16 protein-coding genes and 1 pseudogene are annotated in these 16,729 nt (G+C 70.6%); 7 read left to right on the forward strand and 10 right to left on the reverse strand.

Features of this window, described 5'->3' with window-relative positions; all coding sequences use genetic code 11:
• Positions 1-22 precede the first annotated feature (22 nt).
• Positions 23-1,780 (reverse strand): ABC transporter ATP-binding protein, encoded by a 1,758-nt coding sequence (locus G3I71_RS00610; RefSeq protein ID WP_164311855.1) that lies wholly within the window; start codon positions 1,778-1,780, stop codon positions 23-25.
• A 261-nt stretch (positions 1,781-2,041) separates the two neighbouring features.
• Between G3I71_RS00610 and G3I71_RS50775 the strand changes: the two genes are divergently transcribed.
• Positions 2,042-2,410 carry a hypothetical protein gene (locus tag G3I71_RS50775; protein WP_239148765.1) on the forward strand — a complete coding sequence of 123 codons (369 nt, stop codon included), beginning with the start codon at positions 2,042-2,044 and terminating at the stop codon, positions 2,408-2,410.
• Here the strand turns inward: G3I71_RS50775 and G3I71_RS00620 are convergent.
• Positions 2,322-2,960 (reverse strand): rhodanese-like domain-containing protein, encoded by a 639-nt coding sequence (locus G3I71_RS00620; RefSeq protein WP_164311856.1) that lies wholly within the window; start codon positions 2,958-2,960, stop codon positions 2,322-2,324. The two genes, G3I71_RS50775 and G3I71_RS00620, sit on opposite strands and share 89 nt — an antisense overlap.
• 77 nt (positions 2,961-3,037) lie before the next feature.
• Here G3I71_RS00620 and G3I71_RS00625 point away from each other — a divergent pair, with 77 nt between their 5' ends.
• Positions 3,038-3,325: a metal-sensitive transcriptional regulator gene (locus G3I71_RS00625; RefSeq protein ID WP_164311857.1), complete on the forward strand. Its 288-nt coding sequence runs from the start codon at positions 3,038-3,040 to the stop codon at positions 3,323-3,325.
• A 35-nt stretch (positions 3,326-3,360) separates the two neighbouring features.
• On the opposite strand, the gene G3I71_RS00630 is transcribed toward G3I71_RS00625, so the two are convergent.
• The 3 genes and pseudogenes from G3I71_RS00630 to G3I71_RS00635 all read right to left on the reverse strand — a co-directional run.
• Positions 3,361-4,107 carry a sulfite exporter TauE/SafE family protein gene (locus tag G3I71_RS00630; protein WP_164311858.1) on the reverse strand — a complete coding sequence of 249 codons (747 nt, stop codon included), beginning with the start codon at positions 4,105-4,107 and terminating at the stop codon, positions 3,361-3,363.
• Positions 4,104-4,625 carry a rhodanese-like domain-containing protein gene (locus G3I71_RS50780; RefSeq protein WP_343242807.1) on the reverse strand — a complete coding sequence of 174 codons (522 nt, stop codon included), beginning with the start codon at positions 4,623-4,625 and terminating at the stop codon, positions 4,104-4,106. The genes G3I71_RS00630 and G3I71_RS50780 overlap by 4 nt, the downstream gene beginning before the upstream one ends.
• A gap of 9 nt (positions 4,626-4,634) precedes the next feature.
• Positions 4,635-5,975: pseudogene (locus G3I71_RS00635) on the reverse strand (rhodanese-like domain-containing protein); the annotation flags it as partial.
• A 185-nt stretch (positions 5,976-6,160) separates the two neighbouring features.
• Between G3I71_RS00635 and G3I71_RS00640 the strand changes: the two are divergent.
• Complete coding sequence (locus tag G3I71_RS00640; protein WP_164312044.1) at positions 6,161-7,246, forward strand: S-(hydroxymethyl)mycothiol dehydrogenase; 1,086 nt, start codon at positions 6,161-6,163, stop codon at positions 7,244-7,246.
• Entirely contained in the window at positions 7,246-7,875 is a 630-nt protein-coding gene (locus G3I71_RS00645; protein WP_164311859.1) for an MBL fold metallo-hydrolase, read from the forward strand. The genes G3I71_RS00640 and G3I71_RS00645 overlap by 1 nt, the downstream gene beginning before the upstream one ends.
• A gap of 83 nt (positions 7,876-7,958) precedes the next feature.
• Here G3I71_RS00645 and G3I71_RS00650 read toward each other — a convergent pair whose 3' ends face one another.
• From G3I71_RS00650 to G3I71_RS00660, 3 genes are read right to left on the reverse strand one after another with little or no spacing between them, the layout of a single operon-like run.
• Positions 7,959-8,681, reverse strand: coding sequence for an FAD:protein FMN transferase (locus G3I71_RS00650; RefSeq protein ID WP_164311860.1), 723 nt, complete (start codon positions 8,679-8,681; stop codon positions 7,959-7,961).
• Between the two features lie 4 nt (positions 8,682-8,685).
• Entirely contained in the window at positions 8,686-9,426 is a 741-nt protein-coding gene (locus G3I71_RS00655) for an FMN-binding protein (RefSeq protein ID WP_164311861.1), read from the reverse strand.
• A gap of 10 nt (positions 9,427-9,436) precedes the next feature.
• Entirely contained in the window at positions 9,437-10,774 is a 1,338-nt protein-coding gene (locus G3I71_RS00660; protein WP_164311862.1) for a ferredoxin reductase family protein, read from the reverse strand.
• A gap of 150 nt (positions 10,775-10,924) precedes the next feature.
• Between G3I71_RS00660 and G3I71_RS52550 the strand changes: the two genes are divergently transcribed.
• From G3I71_RS52550 to G3I71_RS00675, 3 genes are all read left to right on the forward strand, one after another.
• Entirely contained in the window at positions 10,925-11,623 is a 699-nt protein-coding gene (locus G3I71_RS52550; RefSeq protein ID WP_164311863.1) for a response regulator transcription factor, read from the forward strand.
• Complete coding sequence (locus G3I71_RS00670; RefSeq protein WP_164311864.1) at positions 11,620-13,107, forward strand: ATP-binding protein; 1,488 nt, start codon at positions 11,620-11,622, stop codon at positions 13,105-13,107. The genes G3I71_RS52550 and G3I71_RS00670 overlap by 4 nt, the downstream gene beginning before the upstream one ends.
• A gap of 132 nt (positions 13,108-13,239) precedes the next feature.
• Positions 13,240-13,881 carry an NAD(P)H-dependent oxidoreductase gene (locus G3I71_RS00675; protein WP_164311865.1) on the forward strand — a complete coding sequence of 214 codons (642 nt, stop codon included), beginning with the start codon at positions 13,240-13,242 and terminating at the stop codon, positions 13,879-13,881.
• A gap of 94 nt (positions 13,882-13,975) precedes the next feature.
• Here G3I71_RS00675 and G3I71_RS00680 read toward each other — a convergent pair whose 3' ends face one another.
• Positions 13,976-14,569, reverse strand: a complete 594-nt coding sequence (locus G3I71_RS00680; protein ID WP_164311866.1) for a TetR/AcrR family transcriptional regulator — start codon at positions 14,567-14,569, stop codon at positions 13,976-13,978.
• A gap of 22 nt (positions 14,570-14,591) precedes the next feature.
• Positions 14,592-16,664 carry a discoidin domain-containing protein gene (locus G3I71_RS00685; RefSeq protein ID WP_203728961.1) on the reverse strand — a complete coding sequence of 691 codons (2,073 nt, stop codon included), beginning with the start codon at positions 16,662-16,664 and terminating at the stop codon, positions 14,592-14,594.
• Positions 16,665-16,729 lie beyond the last annotated feature (65 nt).

The raw sequence follows: 16,729 nt of genomic DNA on the forward strand, positions 1-16,729 counted from the left end.
GCGCCCTCCGGGGTGAGTTCGGTCAGCCGGTGGTCGCCAGGAACTGCGTCGCCGCCAATTCGGCGTACAGCGGGTCCCCGGCGACGAGTTCACGGTGGGTGCCGACCGCGCGGACGCGGCCCGCGTCCATCACCACGATCCGGTCCGCCATCGTCACCGTCGACAGCCGGTGCGCGACGACCAGAACAGTCGTCGTACGGGCGACGTCCGCGACCGTGTCGCGCAGTGCCGCCTCGTTCACCGCGTCCAGCTGCGAGGTCGCCTCGTCGAGCAGGAGCAGCCGGGGGTGACGCAGCAACGCGCGGGCGATGGCCACCCGTTGGCGCTCGCCGCCCGACAGCTTGGTGCCGCGATGTCCGACCAGTGTGTCGAGGCCGCGCGGCAGCCGGTCCACCAGACCGTCGAGCCGGGTCGTCTTCACCACGCGCGTGACCGCGTCCTCGTCGGCCTCCGGACTGCCCAGCAACAGATTGTCGCGCAGCGAGCCCGACAGCACGGGCGCGTCCTGCTCGACATAGCCGATGGCGGACCGGAGTTCGGTCAGGTCCCAGTCGGAGGTGTCCCGGCCGTCGACGGTGATGACACCGGACTCGGGGTCGTAGAACCGTTCGATGAGCGAGAAGACGGTGGTCTTGCCCGCGCCGGACGGGCCGACGAACGCCGTCATGCCCCGGGGCGGCACGGCGAACGTCACACCGTGGTGGACGTACGGAAGATCGTCGGCGTAGCGGAAGCGGACCTCGTCGAAGGCGAGTGCCGCCGGTTCGGCGTCGGTGGCCGGGAGGGGCGCGGGTTGGGCCGACGACGGTTCGGCGGGCAGGGCGAGGGCTTCCTGGATGCGGGTGAGGGCCGCGGCGCCCGTCTGGTACTGCGTGATCGCGCCGACGACCTGCTGGATCGGCGACATCAGATAGAAGACGTAGAGGAGGAACGCGACCAGTGTGCCGACCTCGACCGCGCCGGTCGCCACCCGCGCGCCGCCCACCGCGAGCACCGTGATGAAGGCGATCTGCATCGCGAGGCCGGCCGTGTTGCCCGCCGCCGCAGCCCACTTGGCGGCCCGTACGCTCTGCCGCCACGACTCCTCGGCCGCCTCGTGCAGCCGCTGCTCCTCCCGGTGCTCGGCGCCGGACGCCTTGATCGTGCGCAGCGCGCCCAGTACCCGTTCCAGGGAGGCGCCCATGACACCGACCGCGTCCTGCGCCCGCCGGCTCGCCTTGTTGATGCGCGGCACGATCACTCCGAGCACGGTCCCCGCCGCCACGATCACGGCGAGGGTGACACCCAGCAGCACCGGGTCCACCAGGCCCATCATCACGATCGTCGCCACCAGGGTGAGACCGCCGGTGCCGAGGCCGACGAGCGAGTCGGTGGTGACCTCGCGCAGCAGGGTCGTGTCCGAGGTGACCCGGGCCATCAGATCGCCGGGCTCGGTCCGGTCCACGGCCGGTATCCGCAGCCGCAGCAGATAGGAGGACAGCTCCTGGCGAGCGCCCAGCACCACCGACTCGGCGGTGCGCCGCAGTACGTACGAACCCAGCCCGCCCAGTGCCGCGTTGGTGACGACCAGCGCCGACATCAGCACCAGCGCACCCGTGATCGTCCGGTCGTGGGACAGATCGTCGATGAGCCCCCGCGCCACCAACGGCAGCGCCAGCCCGGCGGCACCGGTGGCCAGCGACAGCAGGGCTCCCGCCAGCAGGGTCCAGCGGTGCGGCCGTACGTATCCGAGGAGCAGCCGCCAGGCGGGCGGACCGGTGTTCGGCTCTGCGATGCTCACGGCGCTCCTGGGGCGGCGGACGGGCGGGACATTCACCCTACGTCGGCGGCCGAGAGAGAGACGAAACGGTTGTACCCCCCGCCCCGCCCCGCCTTGCCCCCCCGCTCCTGTCGCTGGAGCGACCGCCTGTCCCGGGTCGTCGCGAGGACGAGAGGTTCCGCCTCGCCGCCCGGTAGACAGCCTCCGAGCACAGGTCATCTCCTCGCCGACGCCCGTGACCAAGTCCGACTCCCGCACACGGCCGGCGACCAGACCGTGCCGGTGACCGGAGCCGTCCGGGCCTCCGGTGCTCAGCAGCCCGCCGACGCTGCCGCCGAAGCGGTCGGGGAGCGCGGCCACCGTCCGCCCTTCGACGAGGCCGGACTGCGCGGGGTCCTGCTCGGCGCCGACCACGCTGACGTGGTGCTGGTCGCGCCCTGCCCGCGTGTCACCTCGGCCCGTCACATCGCCGGCACGCTGGTCCACGTCCCGCACCGGCTGCTCGCCTTCGCCGGTCCGGACGGCCTGGACGAGACCCAACTCGCCCGAGCCGTCCGGGACTTCATGCGCCGGCGTCCGTGGCGTACCCCGCAGGCTCGGCCGACCCGGTGGACTCGGCGCGCTCCTGGGGCCGCCGGGCGAGCGCGGTGAGGGTGGCATCGAGGTCGGCGGGCCGTGGCCGGTTGTGCGGCAGTTTGGCCAGCAGGTGGGCCATGCCGCAGGTGTTGCTCACTGCCGAGAACACGAGGCCGCCCGCGACACCCGCGGACAGCAGCCGCCAGGCGGGGTGCAGTCGGCCCAGTCCGAGGCCCGCGAGGACGATGACGCCCGCGGTGAAGCGGACCTGGCGTTCCATGGGCCAGGTGGTGCGGGCCTCGGTCGCGGCGTGCTGCAGTGCGTGTCCCCGGTCCTGCCAGCCCTGGGTGCCTCCGGTCAGGGTCATGGCCGGGACGCCGTTCTCGGCGAGGACCGAACAGGCGGACTCGGAGCGGGCGCCGGAGGCGCAGACGAGGAGCAGTTCGCCCTGGTCCGACGACTCCTTGAGGGTGGGCAGTGCGCGCCGGAGGAGGTCTAGGGGGATGTTGAGGGCGCCGGGAAGATGTCCGGAGGCGTACTCGCCCGGGGTGCGGACGTCGACGACGGTCAGCTGGGGCAGGCGGATGTGGGCCTGGTCGGTGTCGAGGGCGACGGGAGCCGTCATGGGGAAGTGTGATCCTCTCCTGGGGTGCGGGTAAAATACCCCCAAGGGTATGCAGAGGGGTATGTGGAGGAGTGGTTGTGGAACTGCAGTTCGAGGGCGATGAGCTCAAGTCGGTGCTGAACCGGTTGCGCCGGGCGCAGGGGCAGATCTCCGGGGTGATCAGGATGATCGAGGAGGGTCGCGACTGTGAGGAGGTCGTCACCCAGCTCGCCGCAGCCTCGCGTGCCCTGGACCGGGCGGGCTTCGCCATCATCGCGACCGGACTCCAACAGTGCCTGACCGACGTGAAGGCGGCCGAGCGGAACGGTGAGACGAAGGAGCAGATGCGGGCCCGGCTGGAGAAGCTGTTCCTGTCGCTGGCGTGAGTGTGTTCGAGGGGTGAACGGTGGGTGGTCGGTGGTCACACCAGCGCGTCGGCCAGCATGAACAGTGCGACCGCCAGCAGTACCCAGGCGAAGATCCGCTGGAGCCGGTTCCCGGAGATCCGGCCCGCGAGCCGCTTGCCGTCCCACGCGCCGAGGATCGCGGCGCCGGCGAAGGGCGCGACCAGCGTCCAGTCGACACGGGTCGCCGTGCCGGCCCGGGCCAGCAGCGCCGCGAGCGAGTTGACGGTGATGACCAGCAGGCTCGTCCCGACGGCGGCCCGCATCCGCAGCCCCACGACGTTCACCAGCGCCGGTACGGCGAGAAAGCCGCCGCCCACGCCCAGTACCCCGGTCATCGCACCCAGCCCCGCGCCTGCCTGAGCGACCTGAACGGGCCGCACCGGCACCCCCTCCCGTACCGACGCCGAAGGGCGCAGCATGCGGTACGCGGCGAGCCCGGCAATCACCGCGAACGCGCAGGTCAGGACGGCAGACGGCACATACCCGCTGACCACCCCGCCGAGTGTGGCGGGAACCAGTCCCGCCGCCGCGAACACCGCCCCGGCCCGCCAATCGACGGTGCTCGCACGGGCGTGCGCGGTCAGCGCGGTGGTGGAGGTGACGGCGACGACGGCCAGGCTCGCGGTGCCGGCCGCGGCCGGGGTGAAACCGAGCAGATAGATCAGCGCGGGCACGGCAAGTACACTGCCGCCGCCCCCGAGCGCCCCCAGCGCGAGACCGGTCACGGCCCCGGCGACCAGAGCGAGAACGAGCGCGCTCACGCGACCGGGCCGCCATCGCTGGAGGAGGCCGCCCGTAGTCCACTCCCGGTCGTCCCCGGCGGGCTCGTTTCCGTGCGCAGTCCACCCCAGGTCGCCGCCGGCGGGCTCGTTTCCGTGTGCACCCCATCCCCGGTCGATGCCGGTCGGCCCGCATCCGCTTGCAGTCCGTTGCCGGTCGCCCTCGGCCGACCCGACTCTGTCGGCAGCCCGCCCCCGGCAGCCACCGGCAGGCCCGCCTCCGCCCATGCCCGCATCCCGCCGATCACGTCCATGACCTCCGCGCCGCGTGCTTCGAGCAGCGTGGCCGCCTCCCGGGAGCGCTTGCCGGAACGGCAGATGGCGATCAGCGGGCGACCCTGCGCGGACCCCGGCAGCGAAGCACCCGCCGTCAGCGCCGACAGCGGGGCGTGCACCGCGCCGATGGCATGCCCGGCCGCCCACTCCTCGGCTTCCCGGACGTCCAGGAGTACGGCCGTCCCGACCGCGCCTGCGAGCTCGTGGGCCTCCGCCGGAGTGATCCGCGTGGGGAGCCCGGCCCGGCGGGCACCGGCGAAGGCGTCGTCGACGGCGACCACCGCGCGCCCCGCCGCGTCCAGCAGCGAGGCGGCGATCGCGGCCCGCATCCCGCCCGCGCAGTGCACCCACACCGTCCCGTCGGGTATCTCCGCGAGCCGGTCGCGCACCTGGTGGAGCGGGATGTGCAGCGAACCCGCGACATGGCCGCCCGCGCGCTCGGAGTCACGCCGCACGTCCAGGATCACGACCTCCTTGCGCTCCTGGCCCGCCAGTTCGACGAACGTGGCACGAGAGAAGGTGCGCGACTGCTCGCCCGGTCGCAGCCACGCCGTGGGGTAGCCGGTCGCGGCAGCAGCCGGACGGTCGATTCCGACCCGGACCAACTCCCGCTGAGCGTCGGCAAGTTGCGCTGCCGACTCGGCGAGCAGCGTGACCGGCTTGCCCCACGGCAGGAGCCACGCCAGATGGGTGGCGAGCTGTCCCGCCGCCTCGAAGTTGACCGACCCGGCGACATGCCCTTCGGCGAAGGCGACCCGGTTGCGCAGATCCACCACCCACTCCCCGGCGGCGAGCCGCGCCGCGATCTCCATGGCGTCCGCCGGGGCCGGCGGTGTCAGGTCGACGGGCGCGGGCCCGGCGGAGTTCACCGGGCCCATGTGCGCGTAGTACGCGGGCACGTCGTCGAGCCCGGCGAGCAGTTCGGCGACGAATGTCTCGGCGTCCTTCACCAGTGCCTCGTTCGTGGCGCGCTCCCGACCGATGGTCGTGGCGTCGCCCGTGGCCGCTCCGGCGGAACAGAAGCTGCCGAAGCCGTGAGTGGGCAACACGGCGGTCTGGTCCGGGAGTTCGGCAGCCAACCGGTGCGCCGAGTCGTACTGCGCGCGGGCCGGCGCCCCGGTGAGCCTCGGCTCGACCAGGTCCGGTCGCCCGACCGAGCCGATCAGCAGCGAGCCGCCGGTGAACACGGCCACGGCCTGGCCGTCCTCCTCCAGGACGTACGCGGTGTGGTGCGGGGTGTGCCCCGGCGTGGCCAGCGCGCGCAGCTCCAACCCCTCCTCGACCCGCACGCTGTCCCCGTCCATGACCGGCACCCTGTCGTACGCGACCCGCGCGCCGGCCGGGACGAGGTAGGCGGCGCCGGTGATCCGGGCCAGCTCCAAGCCGCCGGTGACGTAGTCGTTGTGGACGTGTGTCTCGACGACGTGCGTGATGCGCGCCCCCCGCCGGGCAGCGGCCCCGATCACCCGGTCGATGTCCCGTGGCGGATCGATCATCACGGCCCGGTGCGGCCCGCCCGCCAGGTAGCCACGGTTGCCGAGCCCCGGCACATCGATGCGGTCGACGAAGTACACGGCGGCACTCCTCTCCTCGTGAAGCCTTACGAAAAATACCCCCAGGGGTATGTGTCTCACCGTAGCAGAGGTACCCCCGGGGGTATTTTGTGGGGCGGCTCGACCGTGAGCGTGCCGTTACCGATCAGTCGCACGTAGGGTCGGAGCGAAGAACCGAACATTGGCCGATGGAAGGGTTCAGCACCATGGCGCAGGAAGTACGCGGCGTGATCGCACCGGGCAGGAACGAACCGGTGCGGGTCGAGACGATCGTCGTGCCTGACCCCGGCCCGGGCGAGGCCGTGGTCCGGATCCAGGCCTGCGGCGTGTGCCACACCGACCTGCACTACAAGCAGGGCGGGATCAACGACGACTTTCCCTTCCTGCTGGGCCACGAGGCGGCCGGTGTCGTGGAGTCGGTGGGGGAGGGGGTCACGGACGTGGCCCCCGGTGACTTCGTGATCCTCAACTGGCGTGCGGTGTGCGGGAACTGTCGGGCCTGTCTGCGTGGGCGCCCGTGGTACTGCTTCAACACGCACAACGCCAAGCAGAAGATGACCCTGCTCGACGGCACCGAGCTGTCGCCCGCGCTGGGTATCGGCGCGTTCGCAGAGAAGACCCTCGTCGCGGCCGGGCAGTGCACCAAGGTCGACCCGGCCGCCTCGGCCGCTGTCGCCGGACTGCTGGGCTGCGGGGTGATGGCCGGTATCGGCGCCGCCATCAACACCGGGAATGTCGGTCGCGGTGACACGGTCGCCGTCATCGGCTGTGGCGGCGTGGGCGACGCCGCGATCGCCGGAGCCAACCTCGCGGGTGCCTCGAAGATCATCGCCGTCGACATCGACGACCGGAAACTGGCCACCGCCCGCACGATGGGCGCCACGCACACGGTCAACTCCAAGGAGACCGACCCGGTCGAGGCCATCCAGGAACTGACCGGAGGCTTCGGCGCCGACGTGGTCATCGAAGCGGTGGGCCGCCCGGAGACGTACAAGCAGGCGTTCTACGCCCGTGACCTCGCCGGGACGGTCGTGCTGGTGGGTGTGCCGACGCCGGAGATGAAGCTGGAGCTGCCACTGATCGACGTCTTCGGGCGTGGCGGCTCGCTGAAGTCGTCCTGGTACGGCGACTGCCTGCCCTCCCGTGACTTCCCCATGCTCATCGACCTGCACCTCCAAGGCCGCCTGGACCTGGCCAAGTTCGTCACGGAGACCATCCAACTCGACGAGGTGGAGAAGGCGTTCGAGCGGATGCACGGCGGCGACGTACTGCGTTCCGTGGTGGTGCTGTGATGGCCGCCCGCATCGAACACCTCGTCACCTCCGGGCGGTTCAGCCTCGACGGCGGCACCTGGGACGTCGACAACAACGTGTGGATCATCGGCGACGACCACGAGGCGATCGTCATCGACGCCGCGCATGACGCCGACGCCATCGCGGCGGCCGTCGGCGACCGGCGCCTGACCGCCATCGTGTGCACCCACGCCCACAACGACCACATCGACGCGGCCCCCGCTCTCGCCGAGCGCACCGGCGCCACCATCTGGCTGAACCGCGACGACCTGCCCCTGTGGAAGCAGACCCATCCGGACCGGGAACCCGACGCCTGGCTGACCGACGGCCAGGTGATCGAGGCCGCCGGCGCCGCCCTCACGGTCCTGCACACGCCCGGACACGCGCCGGGCGCGGTCTGCCTCCACGCACCGGGACTCGGCACCGTCTTCACCGGCGACACCCTCTTCAACGGCGGCCCCGGTGCCACCGGCCGCTCCTACTCCCACTTCCCGACGATCATCGACTCGATCCGGGACCGGCTGCTCGCCCTCCCGCCCGGGACGAAGGTCCTCACCGGGCACGGCGACCCCACCACCATCGGGGCCGAGGCACCGAACCTCCAGGAGTGGATCGCCCGGGGCCACTGACGGCACGGACTCCGCATGACCGTGGGCGCCCTCCGTTGGAACGGAGGGCGCCCACACGGACGTACAACAGCGGGTGAGGACGTTCAGGCGGCGACCGGCAGACCCGGGGTCCGGAAGACCTGCCGGTCGGCGTCCACCGCGAACACCTCGCAGCCCTTGCGCGCGGCGGCCCATTCGATACCCTCCGCACCCATCGCGAAAGCGGCCGTCGCGGTGGCGTCCGCCTCGGTGAGCGTGGCGGCGACGACGGTCAGACTGAGCAGCCCGGTCGCCGGGCGGCCGGTGCGGCCGTCGAGGATGTGGTCGCCCCGCTCGTAGCGGGCGGAGGTCGCCACACCCCCCTCGGTGATCTCCAGCACCGTGCACAGCTGGTCGGCGTGCTCGGGATGCCGTACCCCGACCCGCCAGGGGCGTCCGGCGGCGACCACGTCACCCCCGGCGTTCAGGCAGTACGTCCGTACACCCGCCGCCTCCAGCAGATCCGCCGCCCGCTGCACCGCCCAGCCCTTCACCACCGCGCACGGATCCAGGCCCCGGCCGGGCAGCCGTACGTCGAACGCGCCCCCGGTCGCTGCCCGGAACTCCTCGCACAGGCCGAGCACCTCGGTGAGGTCCGCGCTCAGCTCACCGGTCTCCAGCTCGCCCCGGTCGAGGCGGGACACCTCGCTGTCGGGCTTGAAGGGGCTGAACCGCGCGTCGACCTCATGGAGCCAGGCGAACACCGAGTCCGCCGCCTCCACCGGGGCGTTCTCGTCGTCGATCCGCAGCGAGATCGGGAACCCCATGATGTGCTCGACGCGCCGCATGCCCTCAGCCCTTCGCGTCGATGGCGGCCTGGAGGGACTCCTTGTAGCCGTCGCTGGTGATGGTGGCGCCGGAGACGGTGTCGATGTCGGCGCTCTGTGCCTCGAGTGTCTCCGAGATCAGGACCGGTACCGCGGCCGTGGTCTGCGGATGGTTCGGCTGCTGGAGCATCTTCACGGACGCGATCGTGTCGCCCTCGAAGGTCACCTCGACCTGCACGGTGCCCTTCTCGGTGTCCACGGCGGTCCCGGAGACGACCTTGGACGCGGACTCCGCCGCCGCGGACGACGAGATGGACGCGGAGGGCGACGGGGACGCCTCGGCCGAGTCGGCCTGGGAGTCGATGGCGGCCTGGAGGGATTCCCTGTAGCCGTCGCTGGTGATGGTGGCGCCGGAGACCGTGTCGATGTCGGCGCTCTGCGCGGCCAGCGTCTCCTTGATCAGGACCGGCACGGCGGCCGTGGTCTGCGGGTGGTTCGGCTGCTTCAGCATCCGCACCGAGGAGATCTTCGACCCCGCGAACGTCACCTCGACCTGGACGTCACCCTTCTCGGTGGCCACGGTGGTTCCGGCGACGACCGTGGGCGACGAACCGGAGGACCCGGAGGACGAGGCCGAGGACGACGAGGACGGCGTCGAGGCGGGGGCGGAGGCCTCCGAGGACGTCGTGCCCAGCGACGGCTCGTAGAGCCAGACGGGGACCAGGCCCGCGATGCTCAGGACCAGAACAGGCAGTGCTCGTTTCACGACGTTCCTCTTATCCGGCCAGGCTGAAGCGCTCGAAGTGGGTCTGCGACTTGGGCACGCCCAGTTCCCGCAGGCTGCGCAGCACCGCGTTCATCATGGGCGGCGGGCCGCACAGGAAGACGTCCCGGTCCGCGATGTCCGGCACCAGCTTCGCCAGCTCGGCCGGGGCCAGCTTGTCGGGGGCGACCGGCCCGCTCACCAGGTGCAGCTCGGCGCCCTTGGCGTGGGCGAGGTCCCGCAGCTCCTGGTAGAGGACGGCGTCCTGGTCCCTGGCGACCCGGTAGATGACCACGGCGTGGCCCTGGATCTCCTCAAGCAGCGCGCGGATGGGCGTGACGCCCACTCCGCCGGCGATGAGGACGGCCTCCGGCCGGGTGCGGTGCAGCGCGGTGAACGCGCCGTACGGGCCCTCGGCGAAGACGCGGGTGCCGACCGGGATGTGCTTCAGGGCGGCGGTGCCGTCGCCGGCCACCTTCGCGGTCAGCCGCAGCGTCCTGCCGTCGGGCGCCGCCGACAGCGAGAAGGGGTTCGCCTGCCACCAGCGGTCCTTGGTGAGGAACCGCCACAGGAAGAACTGGCCGGCCCGGGCGGGCAGCTTGTCGAGGTCGCGGCCCGTCATGTAGATCGACACGACGTTGTCGGCCTCGGGAACGACGGCCGAGACACGGAGCTGGTGACGGAGGTTCTTGCGCAGCGGCAGCACCACCCGGCCCAGGAACACCGAACCGAGCGCCACGCTCCACAGGGCCCACCAGTACGTGGTGGCGGCGGACGACGAGGTGAACGTCGTACCGACCCCGACCTGGTGCGTGAACGCCAGGACGACCGCCACGTAGGTGTACAGGTGGATGAAGTGCCAGGTCTCGTAGGCGAGGCGGCGGCGGGCGTAGCGCGCGGAGACCGCGCCGATGACCATGATCAGGACGAGGGCGACGATCGCGCGCAGCACGCCCTCGGTGGTCTCGGCCAGCTCCACCAGCTCGTCGACCGGGCCCATGGACGTGCCCTCGGCGTAGCCGAAGGTGATGAACACCGCGTGGGACATCAGCGTCCACAGCAGTCCGAAGCCGACCCAGCGGTGCCAGGAGGTCAGCCGGTCCATGCCGATGCGGTGGTCAAGCCACGGCAGCCGGGCCACCAGCACCAGCTGGAAGGCCATGACGAGGGCGCCGTACAGCCCGGCGAGCCGGCCCATCACGATCAGGGCGTTCGAGGCGAACCCGGCCTGGAAGAAGAAGACGGTCACGACGGCCACGTTGGCGGCCAGCACGGCGTACAGGCCGGTGCGGGCCACCACTTTGGGGCGTATCGCCGTGGGGGGCGCGGGACGCGATTGGACGGTCGTCACGGACGGTGCTCCTTGATCGGATCCAGGAACACAGAGCATGACCGACGGTAGCTGTCGTTCAGCTGTCGTTGGACTTTCAAGTTGTTATCGATCTCGCGTTCGGAGGGGAAGAGGTGTGGTGTCTGATGCGGCGTGCAGCACTATGAGCACGTGGAAAAAGTACGACTTCTCGTTGTGGACGACGATCCGCCCATCGCCGACCTGGTCGCGACGGTCGCCCGCTACGAGGGCTGGGAGGCGGTCACCGCGTACTCCGGTGAGGAGGCGCTGACCAGGGCCGCCGAGTTCCATCCGGACATCGTGGTGCTCGACCTGATGCTCCCGGGCCTCGACGGCTTCGCCGTGCTCGACCGGCTGCGGCTGTCGGGCACGATGGTGCCCGTGGTGTTTCTCACCGCCCGTGACGGAGTCGCCGACCGGGTCGCGGGGCTCACCCGGGGCGGCGACGACTACCTGGTCAAACCCTTCGCCGTGGAGGAGCTGATGGCCCGGCTACGGACCGTGCTGCGCCGCAGCGCCGGCCCCGCCTTCCAGCGGTCCGTGCTCCGGGTGGCCGACCTGACGATGGACGAGGACACCCGCGAGGTCCGCCGCGGCGACAAACGGCTCACCCTCACCCCGACCGAGTACGAGGTGCTGCGCTACCTGATGCGCAAGTCGCCGACCGTGCTCACCAAGGCACAGATCCTCGACCACGTCTGGGAGTACGGCTTCGGCGGCCGTTCCAACGTCGTGGAACTGGTCGTCAGCCGGCTGCGCCGCAAGCTCGACGATCCCGACCAGCACGACGAAGCGCTGATCCACACCGTGCGGGGTGTCGGCTACGTGGTCCGGCAGGTCGGCGAGTGATCGGCCACTGCCGGGAGAACTACCGCAGGCTGCGGCTGGGCACGCGGCTGGCGCTGGGCATGGGCGTGCTCTCGCTGGCCGTGTTCGCCGTCGTCGGCGCGTCGCTGTCGATGTACATGCGGGAGTACCTGGAACGCCAGCTCAGCGACCAGATGAAGATGGTCCAGACCGCCCAGTCCAAGGACGTCGTGGACTACGGCAGTGTGCAGGGAAAGCCGTACTACGGCTGGTACACCGCCTCGTACAAGGTCTCGGGCAGCAAGCCCGTACTCCGCGAGCCCGCCGACGTGCCGAAGGACTCCGCCGAACTTCTCACCACGGCCGAAGATGTGCGCGCCACCGACACCGACCCCGTCCTGCGCACCGCGCGCATCGACGGGGAGGCCTACCGACTGCGCGCCTGCGAGGTCGAGGACGGGGTCGTCCTGGTCACCGCGGCGCCCATGGACGACATAGAGAACACGATGGACCGGCTGGTCACGGTCCAGGTCGTCGCCTTCGCGCTCGCCCTGCTGGGCCTCGTGGTCTTCGGCCGCGCGGTGCTGCGGCGCGGCCTCAGGCCCCTCAGCGACATGGCCCACACCGCACGCGGCATCACCTCGCACGACTTCACCGACTCCGCCCGGCTGCCCGTACGCGCCGACCGGGGCAACGGCGGCCCCGAGGTCGAGGAACTGCGCACCGCGTTCAACACCATGCTCGAACACATCGACGACTCGCTCGCCGTGCGCACCGAGGCCGAACAGCGCCTGCGCCGTTTCGTCGCCGACGCCTCGCACGAGCTCCGCACACCCTTGATGTCGGTACGGGGCTATGCGGACCTCTTCCAGTACGCCGCCGCCAACGAGCCCGGCGAACGGGACCGGCACCTGGCCCGGCTGCGCGCCGAGGCGGCCCGGATGGGCGTCCTCCTCGACGACCTGCTGCTGCTCGCCCGGCTGGACGCGGCCCAGGTCGAGACACCGCTGCGCCCGGAGAACGCCGACCTGGTGGAACTGGCCGCCCAGGCGGCGGACGCTTTCCGCGCGGGCCACCCGGAGCATCCGCTGACGGTGACGGCGCCCCCGAAGGAACTGTGGCTGCGACTCGATCCGTTGCGTATCCGGCAGGTCCTGGACAACCTGCTGACCAACGCGGCCGTGCACACGCCCGCAGGCACCGCGGTGTCCTTGGACCTGACCGTCGACAAGGGTGACAAGGCCGACGATGGCGGCAACGGTGCCGGCTGTCACGCGGTGGTCCGGGTCGCCGACGCGGGTCCCGGCATCCCGGCCGCCGACCAGGACCGGGTCTTCGACCGCTTCTACCGCGTCGACAAGGCCCGCAGCCGCGACCGGGGCGGCAGCGGCCTCGGACTCGCGGTCGCGCTCTCCCTGGCCCGGGCCCACGGCGGCACCCTCGACCTGACCAGCGGCCCCGGCCGCACCGCCTTCACCCTGCGCATCCCGCTCGACAGGATGGACCGACCGAACAGAAAGACCTGACCGAACAGAAAGACCTGACCGAAGAGAAAGTCCTGACCGAGGACAACGACCTGCCCGAACAGAACGACCTACTGAACAAAAACGACTCAGTCCGAACGGCTCAGCACGGACGATCTGAGGAGACCCCCCACTGTGAACGTACTGATCGTTTTCGCCCATCCCGAACTCTGCTCATTCAACGGCGCGTTGAAGGTCAGAGCCGTGGACGTCCTGAAGCGGGCCGGGCACGAGGTCGTGGTCAGCGACCTGTACCGGCTCGGCTGGAAGGCCGCCGTCGACGCCGACGACTTCCCCGGGGTCTGGACCGACCCCGACTTCCTGGACGTCCCCGCAGAGCAGGAACGTGTGTCGGCGGCCCACGAGACCCCGCCCGACGTCCTCGCCGAACAGGAGAAGGTCGCCCGGTGCGATCTGATGATCCTCCAGTTCCCCCTGTGGTGGTCCGGTATGCCGGCCATCCTCAAGGGCTGGGTCGACCGCACGATGGCCCGCGGCTTCGCCTACGGGAAGGGGCGCGCCTACGGCACCGGCCCGCTCAGAGGCAGACGCGCCCTGGTGTGCACGACCACCGGCACCCCCTCCGGCCTCTACGGCCCCGACGGCACCGACGACGACCTGGACCGCGCCCTCTGGCCCATCCAACACGGCATCCTCGGCTGCCTGGGCTTCGACGTCCTGCCGCCGTTCGTCGCACGCGCCCCCGGGGAGGCGTCGGCGAAGCAGCGGGAGGAGTACCTCACGGAATACGCCGAACGCCTGCTGGCCGTGCCCTGAAGGGGCGTGGGGCCGCATCGACACGCGGCTCCCTCACCGACGAGGTGAGCGCCCTCACCTCGCGTCAGTGGCGCGGCCCCAACTCCCGTACGAGCTACTCCCGTACGAGGGATGCCACATGGTCGGTGACCGTGTCGACGATGTCCATACAGGCCTTCTCGTCGCCGAGGGCGAGGAAGTTGAGCGTCAGCCCGTCCGTCATCGCGGCCAGATAGCGGGCCAACACCGGGACGGGAACGCTCAGTTCGAAGCCCATGGTCTCGCGCAGCTGCTCCAGCAGTCCGGCGTACGTGTCGGCGTACAGCTCGTACTGCCGACGGGCCAGATGCGCGAACTCCGGCTCGCGCAGGGCGTACTGGGTGAGTTCGTACGTCAGCATGTGCTCGCCCGGGTGAGCGGCCACATGGTCCCAGTACGCCCTGAAGCCCGCCCGGATCGTCTCCTGGAGGGTGGGCCGCGGCTGGATCGCCTCCCGCACCACATCGACGAAGTGGTCCATGATCGTCGTGATGACCGACTCGATCAGGGCCTGCTTGGAGTCGAAGCAGTAGTGGAAGACGCTCAGCGACACGCCGGCCTCCGCGGCGATGGACCGGGTCGTCGTCCTGGGGACGCCGTCCCGGGTCATCGCGCGGATGGCCGCCTCGGTCAGCTGCCGACGCCGTTCGGCCGACGGCTTGCGTGCCATGAACTCCCCCTGGGTACGGAACTCAGCTGCTGTAGACACCCACTTCGTAGAGTGAGTATCCCCAGTCCGTGCCCCGATCCAGTCCGTGGACGCGCACATAGCGGGCCGGAACTCCCGCGAACTGCGCGGTGTCCAGGCCGCCGTCGCCGACGGTCGTCGACCACGCGGTCTGCCAGGTCGTACCGTCGGTCGAGAGCTCGATGCGGTACTCCTTGCCGAACGCCTTCTCCCAGTCGAGCGTGACCCGCTTGACCAGGTTCGTCGACCCGAGGTCGAGCTGGAGCCACTGGTCGTCGCTCCAGTCGCTCGCCCAGCGGGTACCCGAGTCGCCGTCCACGGCGCGGCCGGGCTGGTAGCTGGTGAACGGGTTCGACTCGGACGAACTGGCCGTCGCCGTCACGCCCTTGGCGAGGTTCACCCCGGCCTTGTGGGCCTCCGAGGCACCCCAGGTGCCGAGGTAGGACTCGGCGCCCCGGAACAGGTCGCTCACCGCGTCCGCGCCGCCGACCTGCTTGATGTCCTGGATCCAGTCCGGGATCATCCCGACGTGCGCGGCCCCGTCCGTGTTGATGTCCCAGGTACGTGAACCGGTGGTCTGCCGGTCGATCACCGAGCCGCCGTCGACACTGGTGAAGGGGTACGTCACCGTCGTACCGGTGTCCGTGCCGCGCGGAGCGGGGTGGTCGCCGATGCCGTTGAAGTCGGTGCCGTAGCCGTAGCCCTTGTTGTACTTGGTGCGCAGGGCGTCGGTGCGCGCGGCCTCCGCGACGAACTCCTTGGAGGAGTGCATGTACTGGGCGATGAAGCCGCCGAGGCCGTAGACCCGGTCGGTCCAGTTGAGGTCCATCCAGCTGTGCGAGGAGAGGACGCCCGGGTAGGCCTCCGACTCGAAGATGTCCATCGCCTGACCGGCGGCCTTGACGCCCATGTGGTCGATTTCCAGCATCATCTTGCGCTTCATCATGCCGCGCACCGCGTAGTCACCGAGCGCGGTGAGCCCGCGCTTGTTGCACTGCGCGTCCGAGGCGTACGTCGGCAGCTCGGTGCCTGCCGGCAGGTCTTCCGTCGCGCTGGTCGCCGTGGCGCCGCCGATGGGGTTGTCGTGCATCGCGGTCGTGCACTTCTCCGTCTGCCAGAAAGTGCCCGTCGACAGGAACTGGCCGACGTTGATCGCGGTACCGAGACCGTCCTCGTCGAACCGCACCCCGCACAGCGCGTTGTCGAACTTGTGGCACAGGAACATGCTGCGCACACCCAGGCCGTACAGCTCGTCGAGGCCCTTGTCGATGTCGGCCTTGCTGCACTGCGCGATGTCCAGGATCTGCTTGCAGCCGAAGGGCTCCGAGGTCTCGACACCGAGTACGACGGCCAGCTTGCCCTGCTTGATCACCTCACGCGCCTGTGCGCTGTCGGTGACGATCCGGAACCAGCCCTTGCCGGTGCCGCCGTACTGCGCGTCGATGAAGTCCTGGAGCTGGTACGTCAGTTTCGCCTGGAGACGGATGGACGTCATCTCGTCGCAACTGCGGTCCTTGAACGGGTAGACCGAGCAGATCACGCCGTTGGTGACCAGGTCGTTGACCAGCACACGCTGACCGCCGCGCCAGGCGCGCTCGACCCAGGCGTAGTAGTTCGCCTGATGGGTCATCGAGTCGTACGCGGGCCAGTCCTTGAACGTCGGGTAGCCGACCGGGTCGTGCTTGCCGTCGCCGCCGTGGGTGATGTAGTCGAAGAGCGCGAGGGTGCCGTCCGGGTAGTGCTCCGGACAGTCCTTGAGGGCGTCGGCGATCCCGCTGGTGGAGAAGACCTTCCCGCAGATGAGCCGCCCGCCGAAGGCCTCGTTGGAGAACAGGTGGTTGTGCGCGTCGACGAACCCCTGTACCTCGCCCTGGGCGTTGGTGCCCTTGAAGGGCTCGCCCGTGACGTTGATCTGGGAGTCGGGCGTCGGGCGCGCGGTCGGTGTCCACCAGTCCGTGCCGGCCGCCGAACTGGGCCCGGTGCCGAGCATCAGCGCCATCACGGCGAGGAGCAGGGGCAGCACGGTCAGGGGTCTGCGTCCTCGATGCGGGCGGGGCGGGAAAGCAGGCTCGGTCATCACTCACGTCCTCGCACAAAGGTTTGTCATGGCTCGCGCAACACTGTGATGAGGATCGCGACAGC

The sequence above is a fragment of the Streptomyces sp. SID12501 genome (assembly GCF_010550245.1).
Lineage (GTDB): Bacteria > Actinomycetota > Actinomycetes > Streptomycetales > Streptomycetaceae > Streptomyces.